The following is an 18,823-nucleotide window of genomic DNA, read 5'->3' on the forward strand; positions in this document are numbered from 1 at the left end:
TAGTGTTAAGGCTGTCTAACTTCTTTCTGTAGATATTGTTTGCTCGACAATTGCTTTTCATCACGCTTCATAAAGAAGGTACAAAAGATTGCAATCACAGCCATACTGCCTATATAAATCGTGATTAAATAAGGACTACCCTGACCAATACTGAGTAATTTAGTTGCGATCATAGGTGCGATACCACCGCCCAACACACCTGCGAACTGTACTGAAATTGAAATGCCGCTATAACGGATTTCCGCAGGGAACTGTCTTGCGAAAAGCTGTGATTGAGGTGCATACATGATTGGGAATACCACACCAATCGCCAATACAATTGCTGTCCAAACCAACATAGGATCTTTGGTATTTAACATGCTAAAGAATGGGTAACAGTAAAGTGCGAGAATAAATAGTCCAAACATGAACATATTACGTTGCCCAACTTTATCTGATAAATGTCCACACAATGGCGTCATAATCATGATAAGAAAAGCACCGCAAATCGTTGCAAACAAAATATCAGAGCGTGGAATACCCAGTTGTGTCGTGGTATAAGCCAAGGCAAATGTTGAAGCGATATAGAACCATGCATTTTCAGCTGCACGTGCCACAATAATCGTTATTAATTCACGTGGATGGTTTTTAAATACTTGTAATGCAGGTACTTTAATTTCTTGAGCTTGATCTTTCACTTTTTCAAAATCTGGAGACTCAGGCACTTTCACACGAATATACCAACCGACAGCCAACAGTAAAATACTGGCTAAGAATGGTAATCTCCAGCCCCAACTAAACAATGCTTGTTCAGGTAATAAAGACACCGCTCCTAGTGCTAAAGACGCGAGCATTAAACCGCCACCAGCACTTGCTTGTGGTAAACTGCCCCAAAAACCTTTGCCTCCTTCTGGCGCATGTTCAACAGCCATCAAAACAGCACCGCCCCATTCTCCACCCATCGCCATTCCTTGAACAAAACGCAGAATGACTAAAAAGAAGGTTGCCCAATAACCAATACTTTCATATGTCGGTAATAAACCAATAAGAACCGTTGGAATCCCCATCATGACCAAAGTCAGTAATAACATTGACTTACGGCCAATTTTGTCACCAAAATGACCAAAAATAATGCCACCAAGTGGACGACCAATAAAACCAACAGCATAGGTTGCAAAAGCTGCTAAGACGCCTGTTAACGGGTCAAGATTGGGGAAAAATAATTTATTGAAAATGAGTGCAGCTGCAGCGCCATAGATAAAAAAGTCATACCATTCAATGGTCGTACCCACCATACTGGATATCCCTGCCAGTCGATGTGAAGACTTTCCTTTCTGAGGGTTCGATCCTTGTATCTTATCCATAATACACCTCTTCCATTTTTAGAATTTTAGTCACAAAATCATCCCTTTAAAAATCACTCCTGATTTTTAAATATAATGACCTAACTTTTTCCCTTAATCAGCTAAGTAGATAGACGATAATAAATAAATTATATTTAAACTTAAGTAGCAAAGAATAAATATAAATTACCTTTGGACTTAATGTGTATCATTCACAAAAAACAGTCAACATACTTAATTACTTAAGTAGTTTTACTAATATATTTTTATCATAATAAACAAATATTTATATAAAAAATAACATTAAAACACCAAACAAAAATATACAGAATGGCTTAATTACTTAATCTTATAGTTAATCTTAAAAATATTTTATTAATAGTTCACAATAGACGAATAATAAATCTGTAAATATTTTATACTTGTTATTTTATGCCATTCCATTATATTTATTCTTATATTAAGAATGGATGCTTATTATGGATTATAACCAACTCGCTTTTGAATATTGCCCTGCACCAATCGTTGTACTCAGCTATAGACATATGATTGAAATGAATCCAGCATTTGCTCATTTATTCGGCTACACACGAGAAGAGCTGATCAATCATTCAATTGTAAAAATCTTTCCAAGTATCGAAGATTATGAAAAAGTAGGAAATGATGCTTTGCAAAGTTTGCTCAAAAAGCAAAGTCTGTTTTATTCAGATCAACGTTTTATGCAACATCGTAATGGAGAGCTATTTTGGACACATACGCATGGCAGAACGCTTAGCCCTGAAGATCCGTTTAAATTGATGGTGTGGCATTTTGAGCGTAAAGACCAAGCGCCAAGTTCTAAACAAAAACTCACACAACGTGAGTCTGAAATCACCCAATTAATCGTAAACGGATTTACGTGTAAAGAAATTGCTCGAAAACTCAATTTATCACATCGTACCGTAGAGGTTCATAAAGCCAATCTCATGAAGAAGTTAGAAGTTCGTTCTAAAGCCGAACTGACATCTAAAATTATTATTCAAAAAAGTATGGGCACACTATTTGAGTGATTTAAAATTTGAGTGATTCAAATCAGCATACAAAATGCATCATTCTGTTTTTAAGTCTATTGATTGAAAATAAAATATTCTGTATTTTGAATAGGATGGTACAACATTTCATATCTAAAATCTGCCATCAATGATGCGGATAATGCCCTTTCTTGCTCGCTTAACATTTGAAATAACTTCAAAAATTGACCGTGGCTAAAAACCATTAAATTTCTGTCCATAAAGTTAGATTGAATAGTGAAAAGATGTTGTTTAAAAGTAATAACCCGTTGATAAAATGCGTGAAAAGACTCAGCATCATTTCCATCTATATAATCTACATCTAAGGCATTCCAATAACGATCTACCCACGGTTCTCTTTCTTCTAATGTCGTATTTTGACAGCGTGAATCAGACAAATAAGAAAATTCTTCAATTGAAAATATTTCAGGCTCGCGCTGATCACGATCAAGGATCGGTTGTGCCGTTTGTTTTGTTCTTATAAATGATGAAATATACACACGATCTGCATATGGTAATTGAGTGGCAAGTTTTCTTGCTTGTTCATGCCCTTCGATTGTCAGTTCAATACTCGCATGTGATGCAGTCCGCCCGTTTACATTACCTACACTTTCTGCGTGACGAATTAAATAAATTGCCATAACACCCCTTTCATACTTGATCGTGATTGATCATTGAATGAACTCCAATCTATTTGATTTTAAATATAAATTCATTCAATTATTTTTAAATTCTGCTTAAACTTTGCAAAATACTACAATTTAAAAGCACAATAAATTAAGATCGCTGCACTCATTCTCATACTAGAATTTTCTTAAAACAACCATTTTTTTAAATAGTTATCTTTAAAGCTTTCTTCTTTTTAAAACTGCCATCTTTTTAAAATAATCATCAGCATAGACATAGATTCACTCTAATTTTCATCATTATATCGGCTATTTTTACCGAATTTGGTAAATCCGCCACTATTCACATAAGCACACAGAACAACAAAGTTGTGATAAATTACACAACTTACAATATTGACAATATATATTTTCAATTTAAAAAATACCCTTTCCGTGGTTTAACTGGGTTTAATTTCACAGGAATAAAATGAATAACAAACGCTTTTATCGCAGCATTTTCTTGGTGCTCTGTATCTTGATGCTCGGCTTAACTGCCTGCGCACAATTCAATGCACAAAGTACCACTCAGTTTGCAGTCAACCTTGAACGTAAAGTTTCAGGATTAGAAAAGAAACAACTGCTACTCAGCACAGGTGAAAAAATAGTTTACCTTGAAGCAGGTGACCCAAAGCATGAAACTATTGTTTTATTACATGGTTTTGGTGCAAATAAAGATAACTTTACCCGCTTCTCACGTAAGCTTACTGATAAATACCACGTCATTATCCCTGACAATGCAGGTTTTGGTGAATCGAGTAGAATTGACAATGCGCGTTATGATTCAGAGGCACAAGCCACTCGCTTGCATCAGATGATAACCCAATTACATTTACAACACGTTCATTTGGGTGGTAGTTCTATGGGTGGACATATTTCTATCGCATTTGCAGCGAAATACCCCAAACAAGTCAAAAGCTTATTGTTATTAGACTCTGGTGGTTTTTGGAGTGTTCCAAGAATGCCGATTTTCACAGACTTTGGCACAGGAAAGAATCCACTGATTATTGAAAATGCAGAAGATTATATAAAACTATACGATATTGTGATGACGAATCCGCCCTTTGTTCCAAAAATGATGCTGAGAGAATTTGCTCAAGACAGCATCAACAATGCCGCTTTGGAGCGTAAAATCGCGAGTCAACTTGCCGCAGATCCAATCGAAGAACGTGCAAAAACAGTCAAAACGCCAACATTGGTCATTTGGGGTAAAGAAGACAAACTACTGGATGTCAAAACCACGGCAACCATTAAAGCATTGATGCCACAGTCGCAAATCATCATTATGGAAAATACGGGCCATTTACCAATGCTTGAAGCGCCAAGTCAAGTCGCCAAGAATTATTTATTATTTTTAGCCAATCTAAAGCAATGATTTTGTTGTTGAATGATCAATCAATACGACTCTAAACCTAAATACAACTAGGTTTAAATACTAAAAGACCTATCATCTTCTAAATGTCTAGAAGTTGATAGGTCTGTTATTCATACAGATGTTCTAAGCTTTTACTGATCTGCACTTTTATTCAGTTAGCCTTCTGTAAGTTTAGTCTGCTGAAATGTCTTCAAACAAGACTGAAGATAAATAACGTTCACCTGCGTCTGGAAGTACCACCACAATGGTTTTCCCAGCATTTTCAGGACGCGCAGCCAATTGAGATGCAGCAGCCAATGCAGCACCGCTAGAAATCCCGACAAAAATACCTTCTTTAACTGCACTTTGACGTGCAAAATCAATTGCTTCTTGATTTCCAATCGCAATCACTTCGTCGACTAAATCCAAATCTAAATTTTTAGGTATGAAGTTTGCACCAATACCCTGAATTTTATGTGGCCCAGGTGTTAAAGCTTCACCGCGTTTAGTCTGACCAATGATTGGTGAATCTGCTGGTTCTACAGCAACAGAGTAAATTGCCTGATTCTTCACATTTTCAAAGTAACTTGAAATACCTGAAATTGTCCCACCCGTACCAACACCTGCAACGAGAATATCGACCTTGCCACCTGTAGCCGCCCAGATTTCAGGGCCTGTAGTCGTTTCATGGATTTTAGGATTAGCTGGATTTTCAAACTGTTGCGGTAAATAATATTTTTCAGGTTGTTCTGTTGCCAAACGTACAGCTTCCTCAACAGCGCCTTTCATACCTTTTGCAGGTTCAGTTAAAATAAGATTTGCACCCAATGCTTTGAGTACTTTACGGCGTTCGATACTCATACTTGCAGGCATGGTTAATGTAATATCATAGCCTTTTGCTGCTGCCACAAATGCCAATGCGATACCTGTATTACCACTGGTCGGCTCTACAATGTGCATGCCTTTTTTAAGCAACCCTTTTTCTTCAGCATCTGAAATTAAAGCAGCGCCGATACGGTCTTTAACTGAGAATGCAGGATTACGACTTTCAATTTTCGCTAAAACCGTAGCACCACCTGTAATCAAACGATTGATTCGAACCAATGGCGTATTACCAATTGCCTCTGCATTATTACTATAAACTGCAATACCTAGATTTTCTGTTTGTGGGAAATTTGGATCTGTCGCCATGGTCTTTCCTTGAATTTTTAAGTAAGTAATATCGAGCCTATCATAGCGCTTTTTTATGAATGTTTGATATGCCCTAAAAATATTTAGTTATACGCAAAATTGAAATGTTTATACCTATTAATCATAAACTTAGTTTATTATTCAACTGTTTGACTGATTTGTCATCAAATCTGCTTGCACATCTGTATAAGATTTAAAGCATAATAACCTTATTAAAAATATTTTGAGAATCACATGGCAACAAATGCTTATCAAAAATTTTATCGACAATTCACTAAAAAAATTCTAGATAAAATTGTTTCCCCACAAATTTTGGGTGATACACAAGCACTTGAAAATACAGTGAATAGTGATACGTCAAATGCTTTTCCGATATGCTATGTAATTCAAGACGATTCAACATCAAACAAAGTGTTGATTGATAATGAAACTGAGAAAAGAAATTTAAGCCCTGCTTTTGCGCCTTTAACAATAGGCGATTACCAAGAAGATGACGCTTTCTTAACGCTTGAAGCCAGTAAATCCAATGCTTCAGCCTATTATCCAGATAAATTAATTCGTTTAGTGGAATATCTACTTAAACACCCTGAAGCTGATGTTTTATTGGTTCCTGTCACGATTTTATGGGGTCGTGCACCTGAAAATGAAGACAGTTGGTATAAAGCACTGATGGCGGATGCTTGGACTAAACCTACAGGCATTAAGCAAGCAATTAATATCACGTTATATGGTCGTGAAAATTATATCGAATTTCATCAAGCTATTTCTCTCAGAAGTTTAATTAATAGTTCACTTGAAATTGCACCAAACTTTGCACCTGCTCACTTTGTCGTAACTGAGTTAAATAAATCGTTTTATCAATATAAAGAAGCGATTTTAGGGCCAGACATATCAGATCGTCGCAATGTGATTAACAAATTGATGACCAGTGAAGCCATTAAACAAGCCATTCTCACAGAAAGTATTCATAAAAAAATCAGTGTTAATGCTGCGGAAAATTTGGCACGTGGCTATTTGGATGAAATCGTTTCAGATTTTTCATATTCGACTTTACGCTTTGCTGAAATTGCACTAACCAAATTATGGACACAACTCTACGATGGTATTGAAGTTCATCATTTTGATACAGTGCGTGAGCTTGCCAAAGATTACGAGATTGTCTATACACCATGCCATCGTAGCCATATCGATTATTTATTATTGTCTTTTGTGATCTATAAACGTGGTTTGATGGTACCGCATATTGCAGCAGGGATTAATTTAAATATGCCTGTCGTTGGACAATTGATGCGTGGCGCAGGTGCTTATTTTATTCGCCGTAGTTTTAATGGCAATGCACTTTATACTTCTGTATTTAAAGAATATATTTATAGCTTACTCAGCCGAAATACCCCTTTAGAATATTTTATTGAAGGTGGTCGTTCTCGCACTGGATTATTATTGCCTGCTAAAAAAGGCATGTTAGCGATGACCATTCAGAGTCATTTACGTGGCAATAGTAAACCGATTGTGTTTATTCCAACGTATTTTGGTTATGAGAAACTTATGGAAGGTTCTTCGTATATCAAAGAGTTAGGTGGGCAGAAAAAACAAGCTGAATCTCTATTTGGTTTATTAAAATCTATTCAAAAGATTGAAAAAGTTTTTGGTGTCGTGCATGTCAACTTTGGTGAACCTGTATTTTTAGATGATATTTTAAATCAGAATCAAGCACCTAAGCATGTTGCATTACAAGATGAATTACCTGAATCTGTTAAAACGTCAATTAATGATGTCGCCAATGAAATCCTTGAAAATATTAACAAAGCCGTAGTAATAAATCCTGTGAGTTTAATTTCTTTGGTTTTATTAAATGCACCGACACATGCACTTTCAGAGCGTGAAGTACTATTGCGTTTAGAACAATTCCGCAATTTACTTCAATATCATCGTTATGATGATCGAATGAAAATTACGGCACTTTCAAACCATGAAATTATTCAATATGCATTGAAACTTAAACAAATTGAATTTATTGAACATGATAATGAACGTTGGGTCAAAGTCGCAGATACGCAAGCTGCGCTGCTAAAATATTTTAGTAATAATATTATCCATACCTTTATTTTGCCAGCATTGATCGCCAGTATATTGAAGAATCAATTGCAGCAAGAGCAGCTCACTATTGAACAAAATCAATTACTTGATCTAATTCTTGAACATTATGTTCATATTCAAAAGCAATTTTATTTAAAATGGGACGGTTCGGAAGTTCAAACTGAAATTGATCAACTTTTAGAATATTTTGTAGCTGAGCGATTAATCTCGATTGAAAATCAAGCTATCCATATTCATCAATCTGATGAGGCACTCAGTTTACTGACTTCATTTACACATTTATATGAAATGAATTTGCCGCAAGAAACTTAATAGCCTTCTTTCTTAATCGCTAGATTGAAAACATGAGCGCATTGTAAAGGACTGAAATAAAGGTTCAGTCTTTTACATTTTAAACCCAATAAAACCATAATAATTTAGCACTTGAGTAAAACTCTTTGTTTGCGATAAGCCTGCTTGATGATAGAGCGCTAATATTTCATGAGCACTGATTAAGTGGAAATCTTGCTTTAAACGCTCAATCATGCTTTGGCTTTGTTTTTCTGAAAGCCCTGTTTTTAAAGCCATACTTTTTAATATTTTTAATTCTTCCTGAGTCTCAATTTGAGCTAAGTCTACACTGATACATAGTCCATTTGAGTTTAAACAGTCTGTAATATCCTGAAAAAAACTAGCTTTATTTTCAATAGGAACAAAATGTGAAACCAATATCGCAAGTGCAGCATCAAACTTTTCATGGTTTGAATTGAGAATCGAAGTGTCACCATGAATAAAATTGACACGATCTGATAATGCGAGTGTTTGAATATGATTTTGTGCCTTTTCAAGCATATTTAACGCAGGATCAATTGCAGTAAAGTGCCATTTGGGGAACTGCTCTAGTAAATATTGCAACTCATAACCCGTTCCGCAACCGACAATCAAAATATGTGCATGCGGGTCTAAATAGGTTTCTAATAATGCATGTACTTGTAAATGAATGAGTTCATAGCCCGGAATAAGTTTACGAATATGTTCATCGTACCCATCAACAACCATGGGGTTGTTAAAATCTTTCGCCATGCTTTAATCTCTATTTGCACTGCTTATATTGAACTTAAACATAATGATGATCTTTAACAATTTGAATTTATAAAATTTTATTTTACAAACTGTTTGGTACAAGACTAATTTAAATGATGTTTTACTTTAACCGCTTGTAGGCAAAAATCAGCAATTTGTTTAACAAAATACTCTTTATAAGTCTGATCAAACATCTTGGTTTTTGCAATACTTAAAGGTTCAATCACTACAAATGTCATCGCACCGACGATACAAAGTGCTGTAGTATTCAAATCTTCAAAAATAAACTCACCTGAATGCCGTCCTTCCGTGAGTATTTTGATAATACTTTCTTTAATCAATTGCTTACTTTGAAAACGTTCCAATTCAAATGTCGGATCGACAGGTTCAAACAATAAAGAATAGGATAAACGTGGACTATTCATCGCTCTTTTGACAAAAGTGGTTACAGCCCGATGTAATTTCTCTATAGCAGTCTGCTCAGTATGCGCAATATCATTTAAAATACTGACTTCAATATGAATCGCTGCATTTAATACTTCAATCAACACTTGATTCTTATTTTCAAAATAACGATAAACCAAACCACTCGAAATTCCTGCTCGATCTGCAATCACTTGAATTTGTGCATCTTTGAATCCTCCTTGTGCAACTAACTCACGTGCAGATTTTAAAATCATCTCACGATTTTGCTGCATCTTTTCTTCCATCACCGAGGATCTTTTATAATTCATAACGACGCACAGTTCCTTTTCAAAAATTGAATCTAAAGCACAATTCTACCTTGCTTTTTCTTCAAAGTAATCAAACTTAAAGGTGATCATATTGAATCATCAGTCATCTAACGATCATTCAAGCAAATGGCTCATATAATGACTAATTTAAAGTTATTTTTATTTGCATCTATTCATCGTGGATAGCATTTTCAATTGTGGATCAATGTGGTTGAAAATTGATAATCACCGTTAAACCCTGTGGTTGACTTTGTTCAAATTTGAGCTGAAAATTTTGTTGTTCTAACAAGATTTGGCTCAAAGCTAAGCCTAAACCATAACCTTGCTGTAAAGAATCTTTACGCCAAAATCGTTTCGTCGCCAAAACTAATTCTTGTTGATCTAAGCCGATACCGAAATCTTGAATATAAAGTTGTTGTCCCTTTTGAAAAATCTTAATTTTTTGTGGGTTTTGCTGATTGAAATTTTTCGAATGCTTAAAGCTATTTTCAATCATATTTCGCAATACAATCATCATCGCTGTATATGACATATCAATTGCAGTAAATGAATCTTCATCTAAATCAATTTGGCTATACATTTCAGGATAATGCGGTTGTAATTGGGTCAAAACATCATGCAATAATATGTTTAAATCGGTTGGTTCAAAAGATAAACTGTGTTGATGCTCAGTCTGACTTAAAATTAATAATTGCTCTAATAAATTTTGGTAGCGTAAAATGCTATTTTCAGCATCTGTAAGGATATGAATAATTTCAGTATTCTGTCCATTTTCTTGTTGTTGTGTAGCAATCATTTTACTGAGTTGCACATTGGTTTTGATTGCAGTTAAAGGGCTTCTCAACTCATGTGCTGCATAAGCGCTAAAATTCTTTTCATTGTCTAAACTTTCTTTTAAACGTGTAACCAATTCAATCATATTTTCAATAAAGGGTTGAATTTCATTGGGAATACTTTCAACCTTTAGATTGGATAAAAACTCAAGTTCGTGCGTCTCATTGAGTTGATGCTTATTCAATGATTGGGTGACTTTTTCAATCGGCTTAAACTCAGCTTTAACAATCCATAAAATTAAAATAATACAGAGGATTAAAGTCAAAATAAGTGGATATAAAATCGATTGAAGAATTTCAGTAAGCAATGAATTTCTAAGGATAATTTTTTCGGCAGCAACCACTTGTAATTGATCTTTTTTAAGTACAAAACTACGCCATTCTGTACCATTTTGAATCCATGTACTAAAACCCTCAGCCCGATTCGCCAATCCATCAGGCGCACCTTTGGTACGTGCCACAACTTGATGATTGATAATCACATCTGAACCAAAATAAGTCACTTCACAAGCGATTAGATTTTGCTGGCTTAGCTCTGAAACCATCGGTTTTGCAGACTTGACCAATTGTTCAGCAGGAATTTGACTGAGTAAACGAGCCACCATATGTGCAGATGCCGACAGACGCTCATCAAGCGTTTCTGTCATTTTCTTTTCTAAATTGAAATATAACCAAGCAAAAGCAACCGCCCACACAAGAATAAAAGCGCAGGTAATACTCAGAACTAATCGCCATTTCAAACTATAATTTTTCATGGTTTAAACATCACACATCTAGCGCAACATGAAACAAATATCCAACACCTCGAACCGTTTGAATAAACTGCGCGCCTATTTTCTGCCTTAAGTGGAAAATATGAACGTTTAATGCATTACTTTCAATATTGTCTTGAAAACCATAAACTTTATCGATCAATGTTTCATTTTTTAGCACTTGATTTGGATGCATCATAAAAATTTCGAGCAATGTGTATTCACGTCTAGACAAATTCAACACTTGATCTTGCAAAAACACCTGTTGAGTTGCCGTGTCAATTTTCAAATTTCCTTGTTGAATCTGATTCGATGCAAAACCACGGTGACGCCTTGCCAAGGCATGAATCCTGGCAATAAGTTCCGATAATTCAAAAGGTTTGGTGAGATAGTCATCTGCACCATAATTCAATGCATCGACACACTGCTGGGTTTTATTACGTGCCGTTAAAACCAAAACAGGTACTAGAATATATTGATCACGCCAATTTTTCAGTAACACCAGTCCATCTTGATCAGGTAAACCCAAATCTAAAAGGCATAAATCCACCGCAGTATTTTTAACAAAATAATCTGCATCTTTGGCTGTGGTCACATGCTCAACTGAAAAATTCAGATGCTGTAGAGACAGGCAAATACTTTTTGCAATATACGGATCATCTTCTACCAATAAAATAAACATGCACACGCCCCAAACACTCAGTACACTATTCTACAAAGAAAAACTCAGATTAATGTTCTCTTAATCTGAAATTATGGATAATGACTTTAAATGAAAGCAAGATTGGGAATTATGAAGCTGCAAAAATTGTTCAATGCGTTGTGCATTTCTGTATTGATATTAAATACCGTGAATACGGTTGCTTTAGCGAATGTTGATTTTTTACCTCCAGATCAAGCCTTTCAGCTATCTGCCGAATCTATTTCAGCCAATAAAGCACAACTTAAATGGACAATCGCACCTCACTATTATCTTTACCACGATCAATTCAAAGTCAGTGTAAATAACAAAAATATTGCGCTCAGCCTACCCAAAGGCCATATAAAAGACGATCCAACTTTCGGTAAAACGGAAGTTCATTATGACCAAGTCACTAGCCAAATTCAGGTTAAACCCAATTCAAATTATTTAGTCATGTATCAAGGCTGTTCGGCAGATGGCTTATGCTATCCCTTACAGCGTAAAACCATCCGTACCGATGCAGACGGACTCTTTCCACAAAATAATACAACAGCGAAAAACTTACTTAATAACAGCGCAGACTCATTACTGAAACCATCTACAGATACAACACCGCAAAACACCTTGAATAAACAAAATTCTGATCGTGCAGCGGATTTAGCCGTTAATCAACAGCAGAAAATTTTAACTGAAAATAAAGCCCAAACTTTAGAAAATCCTACACCGAGTTCAAGCAGTGAAGCTATTCCAGATGAATCTACTGACTCAAGTACTGTCATTACAAATACCATTAAAACAGATGCCAGAACTGTTGAAGGGAGCAAAACCAACAACACAACGTCATTACAATGGAATGATGATCAATCTTTCTTTAAGCTACTATCTAAAGATTCATTAATTTTAAATTTATTTATCTTTTTCGGTTTAGGCATTTTACTTGCATTCTTACCCTGTTCATTGCCTCTGATTCCAATTCTTTCGGGCATCATTATTCAGCGTGCCAAAGGCTATAAAGCGGTTGTAATCGCACTGAGTTTTGTTGTCAGTATGGCTGTTGTCTATGCGATTATGGGAATAGTGGTTGCTGAAATTGGTTATAGTTTTCAACGCTGGTTTCAAAGTCCTTGGATTGTTTCACTATTTGCTATTCTCTTTGTGGTTTTAGCACTCAACCTATTTGGTTTATACCAACTGAATCTACCTCAATTTATTACGCAAAAACTGAATAATCTACAAAATAATCAAAAAGCAGGTACGATTTTTGGTGCTATTGCGATGGGTGCATTATCTGCATTGATCGTAGGGCCATGTATGAGTGCGCCATTGGCAGGTGCGTTATTATTTGTTTCACAATCAAAAAGTGCATTTCTAGGCGGTTTATATTTATTTATCCTCGGTTTAGGTATTGGTTTACCCCTGTTTATTGCCAGTGTTTTCGGTTCTAAATTACTACCAAAACCGGGTAAGTGGATGGATCGAATTAAAGTGAGTTTCGGTTTTGTCATGCTCATGGTTGCTTTATATTTTATCCGACCAATGCTGGCTTCTACATTGTATTACGTGATCTTCGCAATCTTATGTATTGCCCTCGCAATCTACCTATTCAACGCATTGCGTGACAGTGAGAAAGCGGTTAATAAGGGAATTTTAATCATCATTGCCTTGCTTAGCCTTGCTGCCAGTGTTTGGAATATCCAACAAAGTCATTCTGCATATCAAATTCAGCATAGCCAAACAGAGCACCTCGCATGGCAAAAAGTCACCACTGCGAATGAGCTTGAAAGTGCCTTAAACTCAGCAAAACAATTGGCTAAACCCATCATTATCGATGTTTATGCGGACTGGTGTGTCGCATGTCAACCCATTGAAAAAGAAGTCTTTCCTCGTGTTGATGTACAAGCTGCATTAAAGGATTTCACTTTAATTCAGTTGGATTTAACCACTTATAATGAATCACAAGGTCTCATTCTCAAACAACATGAAATTTTAGGCCCTCCAACCATGTTGTTTTTAAATGAAAATGGCCAAGAAGTTCGTGAATTACGTTTTACAGGCACATTCACTGCTACGCAATTGATTCAACAAGTGGCGAAACTCCATCAACAAACAACTGTGCCATGATTAGCACGCAAGCAATACATTTAGGCCCAATCATGCTGCCGTGGGGATTATTCATCCTCACCAGTGCAATTGGTATAACCTTACTGCTTGGAAAATATATTCGTCATCGATTTACAGTCAACAGCGTGCAATGGGCAAGCTTTAAAGACAGTATTTGGACTGCTATTTTAATTGGCTTCGTCTGTGCACGTATTGGATTTGTTGCTTTAAATTGGGATATTTATCTGCAACATCCAATTGAAATTATAAAAATACAAGACAAAGGCTTTGATCTTTTTTCAGGAATAGTCAGTGCTTTTTTATGGATATTTTGGAAAAATCGTCAGCTTAAAAAATCATTTTTGATGATTTTATTGAGTATTTTTACTACGGTTTTTCTTTTGGGTACTTATATTCATCAGCAAGTGATTTTGCAATATCAACAATTCCCAAAAGTCAGTCTGAGTAATTTACAGCAACAAAAAGTTGAACTGGTTCAGTTCATCGGTAAACCAACCGTGATTAACCTTTGGGCAAGCTGGTGTCCACCATGTCGCCGTGAAATGCCTGTATTGAATCAAGCTCAAAGAACTTATCCAAATGTCCAGTTTGTTTTTATCAATCAATCTGAAGATACAGCAACAGTCCAAGCTTATTTGCAACAACACACGTTAAATCTTAATTGGGTTTTACTAGATGCCAGTGGCATCACCGCACAAAAAACTGGCATGTATGGATTACCCAGTACGTTATTTTTCAATGCTCAAGGGCAATTAGTCGATTCACATATGGGAGAAATCACCCATGCAGCATTGGATCATTATCTTCAAAAAATGCAATCTAAATAGGAATAATCACATGAAACCATTTAAAACTTTAGGCCTTTTTACCATTGGAATATTGGCAAATCATGTTGCATTTGCAGCAGAAGCGGATTTGATAAAAAATAAGTTAGAAAAACAAGGTTATACATTTGTTAAACAAATTGAAGCACCCGAAGGCTTAATCGGTTGGACAGGTTATAAAGATGAGTATCCTTCGACTATATTTATTTCAAAAGATCAAAAATATTACTTGGTTGGTGACTTGTTCAATCAGTCTGGACAAAACTTAACAGAACAAGCGATTAATACCCATGTAAAAGGTGCTGTTCTCGATGAAATCTGGAAGAGCCTCGAAAAATCAACGTGGATTCAAGATGGAAAAGCAGACGCTGAAAAAATTATCTATGTTTTCAATGACCCAAATTGTTCGTATTGCCATACTTTTTGGAAGCAAGCTCGCCCTTTTGTAAACTCAGGTAAAATCCAATTACGTCACATCATGGTTGGTGTGATTCGTCCAAGCAGTAAAGGTCAAGCTGCAAGTATTTTGAATAATCGCAATCCTGCTGAATTTTTTACTGAATATAATCTAGCCAATGGTAAATCTAAGCTGAAAGAAATGCAGTCCATTCCTAAAGATTTATCTGAAAAAATAGATTTCAATACAAAGTTAATGGACAAATATGGTTTCTACGCAACACCTGCTTTGATTTGGAAAGACAGTAAAGGAGAAATTCAAAGTCAGCAAGGTGTACCAAAAGATCTCAACAAACTGCTCGCTGAGTAAGACATTGAAAATACTTTGAAGATAGATTCGTCTGTCTTCACACTCCTAAATCATTTGTAATGCCATGAAATTTAAAGCGTTACACACCATCTAATAAATTCCCTAAGAAACCTAGAATCGCCTCATCAGCAGCAGCAAGATCAATGTCTGGTATCCAGTCTGAAATATGCTTTTGATTTTGTTCTTCTTGACTATGCTCTGTAGCCACATCTTGCTGTAGATTTTCAGTATCTCTAATGTTTTGAGAATTCATACGACCTCTTTTATTTTAAATGAATCACTCTAACTAACACACTTTGGATACAGCACAAGTCATTTATGAAATATCAGCAGATTCTAGAAAGTTGGCAATAATAATTGCTAAAAATCATACCAACTTTTTATTTGAAAGCTGTTCTGATATAACAATTTAAAACTTGCGAGTACGAATTCGTGATTAAACTGAATTTTGCAGAATCATTATTATTTATTGCATTAATCTATTGGCCTGTAACATTATTTGTTCTAACAATACTCGTTATTATCAGTTATACCCTTCGCAACAAACCAATTGTAAAATATTTACTATGCTTTTTCATATGCATTTGGATTGCATTCTCAGGAACGGCCTTATACATGCTTCCATAAATGATTTTTAAAAATGTAAATTCATTTTAGATCAATATTCTTTAAAGTCCGAGTATTATCAAAAATCAGCTTTTTGTGTAAATCTTATTTTTAGAAATGCCACTCCAAATCATTAAAAAACCCGCTAAAAAGCGGGCTTGGGGTTTGATCAAATTAAAATTGATCATTAAAACAAACCACATATTTAGACCAGGGAAAATCAAATAATATAGTGTTGCTTCATGTGTCTATTATTTATAGTTATTTGATTTTCATCTTGTCATTCTGCGCCAGTTTTATGTCATTTTACGACACAAAATGTGAATTTTATCACACTATTTTTCTTTAGATGAACAAAATACCGAACTGGTCATTCCAGATGCTTCAAGACTCTGCTTTTGGCGCTCTAAGAAATTATTGGCTATCACAAACATCATATTCGCTGTATCCAGTTGAATATTTTCTTTTGAAATCATTGATATATTCTGATAAGCCTCTAAACGTGAACAAAAAGCCTCTTTCTGTTGCTGAGCATCTGTAACTGAATCTGGTTCATCTAATATCAATTTGGTTGCGTTGACTTGATCTGTATATTCTTGGATTTTTCTATTATATTCATCTTGCGTCAATTTCTGTGTCATTTGATCTGCGAAACTCTGTACAGATACTAATACCACCAATATTCCCAACAACATTTTTTTCATATTGATTTCACACCACAAGCTTGAATATTTGTGTCCACAGGTCAAGGATTACAGAACAAATGATTACAAAGCGTCAGCTTTCCAAACATCTTCATAATCATCAGCATCGATCATAAATCGAAAACCTTCTTCCAAAGATAAATATGGAATTGCATCTGGAAAAACCTCTTCAAGTTCTTTTACAGTAATCACTTCAAAGAAATCCTGCCCCTCTTCCAATTCCCCACCATAAATAAACCACGATACATTCTCAGCATCAGGTTTTTTGCGTAGACCAACGATCGGTTCTTTGTTCAAGGTATGCTTTGCAATTGCAACTAAATCCGTTTCATTCACTTTAATATACTTAGAATCAAACTCTTCACAGACCAATTTCTGCTCTTCGACAAAATCTTGCAACATACACATTCTCAATCTTTTGGATTTTATGTGATTGTAAGCCGACACCTTTAGAATCACAATCAATTCAACAAAGAAACTTTGACGAATCGATTTATTTTGATACACTTGATTTTGTTTCATATTCAAAAAACATATCATCAATATCTCTACGTTTTTTAACCCACGCGATCTATAAATCTTAATTTTTAGCATAGAGTTTCCTATGATTGAGTCACTAAGACGCTTAGCTTTACAGCATCAAGGCCTAATGACATTACCTTCCTTTGGAAGTGGCTTGTCTGCAACTTTGCAATGCATAGAGCATCTAGGTTATGTACAAATCGATACGATCTCTGTCGTTGAACGTGCACACCATCATATTTTATGGAGCCGTGTTGCAGATTATGATCAAAATCATCTCAACCTATTAACACAACAAAAGAAAATTTTTGAATACTGGTATCACGCAGCCTCTTATTTGCCCATTCAGGACTATCGATATGCCCTTCCACGCATGGCTAAAGTACGAGATGGTCAGCATCAATATTTTAGCAGCGGTGACCAAAAACTCATGAATGAAATTCTCATTCAAGCTAAAGCAGAAGGAAAAATTCGTCTTCGCGATATTGATAAAGAAAATAAGACAAATACAGGCGGTTGGTGGAATAGTAGCCTCGCCCGTCGTTCTATTGAACAACTATTCATGCAAGGTGATTTGATGATCAGCGAACGCATCGGCATGGAAAAAATTTATAGTCCAACGGAATTCTGCTTACCTGATGGCTTAGATTTAAGCATGCCTACACTTGATGAATATGCTTTGTACGTGTTCAATACAACACTTAGAGCGCATGGCGTATTTACATTAAAACAGTTACTACACTTAAAAACTGGCAAAGATATTCGTAATGCGATGCATACCATTTTAAATCAGCAAATTGAAGAAGGCGTGATTACAAGTTTAACGGATATAGATGGGCAAAATTATTATGTGAATAATCGCTCGTTAAACCAAACTGTAGTACCTGAATTTAAAGTGAAAATCTTGTCACCTTTCGATAACTTAGTTATTCATCGTGACCGTTTAAACGCTCTTTTCAACTTTGATTATCGAATCGAATGTTACGTCCCTGCGGCTAAACGTATTTACGGGTACTTTTGCCTTCCCATTTTATATGCTGATCAACTGGTCGGACGTATCGATTGTAAAGCACATCGCTCTAAAAAGATCTTTGAGATTGTAAGTCTTCATTTAGAAAATAACATTGTGGATCAAGCACATTTTTTTGATCAATTAAAAATTGAAATACAAAAATTTGCTGATTTTAATCAATGTCCAATACTACATGAAAATACCTTAAAAATATTAGGAAAGTTATAAAAAAACCGACTGTATTCAGTCAGTTTTAATATCAAAAGCTATATGATACGCGGAAACGTCAGTCGCATTGTTCGAGGCAAGACTACATCTGTAATATAATGTTTTTGCAATATATTAGATACTCGATGGTATCTGTCGAGTTGGCGACTGACAAATGGTTTTGCCTACTTTTCCCGAAAGAAAAGTAGGTCGAACCGAAGGTTAATCCTTGCATTTGACTTTAAACGGTAAGACTCCGCTGTGCCTGATCTATCTTTTCAATAACTTACATCAAAGTTTATCTCGAACTGACGTTAATA

The 18,823-nt window shown here is 35.4% G+C and carries 17 protein-coding genes; 7 read left to right on the forward strand and 10 right to left on the reverse strand.

Annotated elements, in window-relative coordinates:
* Positions 1–5 precede the first annotated feature (5 nt).
* A complete protein-coding gene (locus tag ACY45D_RS09435; protein ID WP_463106511.1) occupies positions 6–1,343 on the reverse strand; it encodes an MFS transporter in 1,338 nt (445 codons plus the stop codon).
* A gap of 458 nt (positions 1,344–1,801) precedes the next feature.
* Here ACY45D_RS09435 and ACY45D_RS09440 point away from each other — a divergent pair, with 458 nt between their 5' ends.
* Positions 1,802–2,371 carry a PAS domain-containing protein gene (locus ACY45D_RS09440; protein ID WP_463106512.1) on the forward strand — a complete coding sequence of 190 codons (570 nt, stop codon included), beginning with the start codon at positions 1,802–1,804 and terminating at the stop codon, positions 2,369–2,371.
* Between the two features lie 56 nt (positions 2,372–2,427).
* Here the strand turns inward: ACY45D_RS09440 and ACY45D_RS09445 are convergent, their stop codons facing one another.
* Complete coding sequence (locus ACY45D_RS09445) at positions 2,428–3,012, reverse strand: histidine phosphatase family protein (RefSeq protein WP_463106513.1); 585 nt, start codon at positions 3,010–3,012, stop codon at positions 2,428–2,430.
* Positions 3,013–3,466: 454 nt separating this feature from the next.
* On the opposite strand from ACY45D_RS09445, the gene ACY45D_RS09450 reads away from it, so the two are divergent.
* The gene (locus tag ACY45D_RS09450) at positions 3,467–4,411 is read left to right on the forward strand and encodes an alpha/beta fold hydrolase (protein ID WP_463106514.1); all 945 of its coding nucleotides are present in this window, start codon (positions 3,467–3,469) and stop codon (positions 4,409–4,411) included.
* Positions 4,412–4,582: 171 nt separating this feature from the next.
* Here ACY45D_RS09450 and cysK read toward each other — a convergent pair whose 3' ends face one another.
* Complete coding sequence (gene cysK, locus ACY45D_RS09455; RefSeq protein WP_463106515.1) at positions 4,583–5,581, reverse strand: cysteine synthase A; 999 nt, start codon at positions 5,579–5,581, stop codon at positions 4,583–4,585.
* Positions 5,582–5,815: 234 nt separating this feature from the next.
* Between cysK and plsB the strand changes: the two genes are divergently transcribed.
* Positions 5,816–7,990, forward strand: a complete 2,175-nt coding sequence (plsB, locus tag ACY45D_RS09460) for a glycerol-3-phosphate 1-O-acyltransferase PlsB (protein WP_463106516.1) — start codon at positions 5,816–5,818, stop codon at positions 7,988–7,990.
* 72 nt (positions 7,991–8,062) lie between these two features.
* On the opposite strand, the gene ACY45D_RS09465 is transcribed toward plsB, so the two are convergent.
* The 4 genes from ACY45D_RS09465 to ACY45D_RS09480 all read right to left on the reverse strand — a co-directional run bounded on the left by ACY45D_RS09465 (position 8,063) and on the right by ACY45D_RS09480 (position 11,741).
* Positions 8,063–8,740, reverse strand: coding sequence for a class I SAM-dependent methyltransferase (locus tag ACY45D_RS09465; protein WP_463106517.1), 678 nt, complete (start codon positions 8,738–8,740; stop codon positions 8,063–8,065).
* A gap of 104 nt (positions 8,741–8,844) precedes the next feature.
* Positions 8,845–9,474, reverse strand: a complete 630-nt coding sequence (locus ACY45D_RS09470) for a TetR/AcrR family transcriptional regulator (RefSeq protein ID WP_463106518.1) — start codon at positions 9,472–9,474, stop codon at positions 8,845–8,847.
* Between the two features lie 202 nt (positions 9,475–9,676).
* Entirely contained in the window at positions 9,677–11,062 is a 1,386-nt protein-coding gene (locus tag ACY45D_RS09475) for a sensor histidine kinase (RefSeq protein ID WP_463106519.1), read from the reverse strand.
* 10 nt (positions 11,063–11,072) lie between these two features.
* On the reverse strand, positions 11,073–11,741 hold the full coding sequence (locus ACY45D_RS09480; RefSeq protein ID WP_463106520.1) for a response regulator: 669 nt from the start codon (positions 11,739–11,741) through the stop codon (positions 11,073–11,075).
* A gap of 111 nt (positions 11,742–11,852) precedes the next feature.
* Between ACY45D_RS09480 and dsbD the strand changes: the two genes are divergently transcribed.
* The 3 genes from dsbD to dsbG are packed head-to-tail and all read left to right on the forward strand — an operon-like array spanning position 11,853 to position 15,452.
* The gene (gene dsbD / locus ACY45D_RS09485; protein ID WP_463106521.1) at positions 11,853–13,862 is read left to right on the forward strand and encodes a protein-disulfide reductase DsbD; all 2,010 of its coding nucleotides are present in this window, start codon (positions 11,853–11,855) and stop codon (positions 13,860–13,862) included.
* The gene (locus tag ACY45D_RS09490) at positions 13,859–14,689 is read left to right on the forward strand and encodes a prolipoprotein diacylglyceryl transferase family protein (protein ID WP_463106522.1); all 831 of its coding nucleotides are present in this window, start codon (positions 13,859–13,861) and stop codon (positions 14,687–14,689) included. Before dsbD ends, ACY45D_RS09490 begins: the two co-directional genes overlap by 4 nt.
* Positions 14,690–14,699: 10 nt before the next feature.
* On the forward strand, positions 14,700–15,452 hold the full coding sequence (gene dsbG / locus ACY45D_RS09495; protein ID WP_463106523.1) for a thiol:disulfide interchange protein DsbG: 753 nt from the start codon (positions 14,700–14,702) through the stop codon (positions 15,450–15,452).
* 79 nt (positions 15,453–15,531) lie between these two features.
* Here dsbG and ACY45D_RS09500 read toward each other — a convergent pair whose 3' ends face one another.
* The 3 genes from ACY45D_RS09500 to ACY45D_RS09510 all read right to left on the reverse strand — a co-directional run bounded on the left by ACY45D_RS09500 (position 15,532) and on the right by ACY45D_RS09510 (position 17,164).
* A complete protein-coding gene (locus ACY45D_RS09500) occupies positions 15,532–15,705 on the reverse strand; it encodes a hypothetical protein (RefSeq protein ID WP_463106524.1) in 174 nt (57 codons plus the stop codon).
* Between the two features lie 688 nt (positions 15,706–16,393).
* On the reverse strand, positions 16,394–16,762 hold the full coding sequence (locus tag ACY45D_RS09505; RefSeq protein ID WP_463106525.1) for a hypothetical protein: 369 nt from the start codon (positions 16,760–16,762) through the stop codon (positions 16,394–16,396).
* Between the two features lie 63 nt (positions 16,763–16,825).
* Positions 16,826–17,164, reverse strand: coding sequence for an immunity protein Imm33 domain-containing protein (locus ACY45D_RS09510; RefSeq protein ID WP_463106526.1), 339 nt, complete (start codon positions 17,162–17,164; stop codon positions 16,826–16,828).
* A gap of 202 nt (positions 17,165–17,366) precedes the next feature.
* Between ACY45D_RS09510 and ACY45D_RS09515 the strand changes: the two genes are divergently transcribed.
* On the forward strand, positions 17,367–18,524 hold the full coding sequence (locus ACY45D_RS09515) for a winged helix-turn-helix domain-containing protein (RefSeq protein ID WP_463106527.1): 1,158 nt from the start codon (positions 17,367–17,369) through the stop codon (positions 18,522–18,524).
* The last annotated feature ends 299 nt before the right edge of the window (positions 18,525–18,823 follow it).

It is taken from the genome of Acinetobacter sp. BZX-2 (assembly GCF_055179795.1).

What these genes read in the sequence shown, in the direction of transcription:
- ACY45D_RS09435 (WP_463106511.1), bottom strand. Translation starts at nt 1,343, where the DNA reads ATGGATAAGATACAAGGATCGAACCCTCAGAAAGGAAAGTCTTCACAT.
- ACY45D_RS09440 (WP_463106512.1), top strand. Translation starts at nt 1,802, where the DNA reads ATGGATTATAACCAACTCGCTTTTGAATATTGCCCTGCACCAATCGTT.
- ACY45D_RS09450 (WP_463106514.1), top strand. Translation starts at nt 3,467, where the DNA reads ATGAATAACAAACGCTTTTATCGCAGCATTTTCTTGGTGCTCTGTATC.
- ACY45D_RS09480 (WP_463106520.1), bottom strand. Translation starts at nt 11,741, where the DNA reads ATGTTTATTTTATTGGTAGAAGATGATCCGTATATTGCAAAAAGTATT.
- ACY45D_RS09515 (WP_463106527.1), top strand. Translation starts at nt 17,367, where the DNA reads ATGATTGAGTCACTAAGACGCTTAGCTTTACAGCATCAAGGCCTAATG.
- plsB (WP_463106516.1), top strand. Translation starts at nt 5,816, where the DNA reads ATGGCAACAAATGCTTATCAAAAATTTTATCGACAATTCACTAAAAAA.
- dsbG (WP_463106523.1), top strand. Translation starts at nt 14,700, where the DNA reads ATGAAACCATTTAAAACTTTAGGCCTTTTTACCATTGGAATATTGGCA.
- ACY45D_RS09505 (WP_463106525.1), bottom strand. Translation starts at nt 16,762, where the DNA reads ATGAAAAAAATGTTGTTGGGAATATTGGTGGTATTAGTATCTGTACAG.
- ACY45D_RS09475 (WP_463106519.1), bottom strand. Translation starts at nt 11,062, where the DNA reads ATGAAAAATTATAGTTTGAAATGGCGATTAGTTCTGAGTATTACCTGC.
- ACY45D_RS09470 (WP_463106518.1), bottom strand. Translation starts at nt 9,474, where the DNA reads ATGAATTATAAAAGATCCTCGGTGATGGAAGAAAAGATGCAGCAAAAT.
- ACY45D_RS09510 (WP_463106526.1), bottom strand. Translation starts at nt 17,164, where the DNA reads ATGTTGCAAGATTTTGTCGAAGAGCAGAAATTGGTCTGTGAAGAGTTT.
- dsbD (WP_463106521.1), top strand. Translation starts at nt 11,853, where the DNA reads ATGAAGCTGCAAAAATTGTTCAATGCGTTGTGCATTTCTGTATTGATA.
- ACY45D_RS09490 (WP_463106522.1), top strand. Translation starts at nt 13,859, where the DNA reads ATGATTAGCACGCAAGCAATACATTTAGGCCCAATCATGCTGCCGTGG.
- ACY45D_RS09465 (WP_463106517.1), bottom strand. Translation starts at nt 8,740, where the DNA reads ATGGCGAAAGATTTTAACAACCCCATGGTTGTTGATGGGTACGATGAA.
- ACY45D_RS09500 (WP_463106524.1), bottom strand. Translation starts at nt 15,705, where the DNA reads ATGAATTCTCAAAACATTAGAGATACTGAAAATCTACAGCAAGATGTG.
- cysK (WP_463106515.1), bottom strand. Translation starts at nt 5,581, where the DNA reads ATGGCGACAGATCCAAATTTCCCACAAACAGAAAATCTAGGTATTGCA.
- ACY45D_RS09445 (WP_463106513.1), bottom strand. Translation starts at nt 3,012, where the DNA reads ATGGCAATTTATTTAATTCGTCACGCAGAAAGTGTAGGTAATGTAAAC.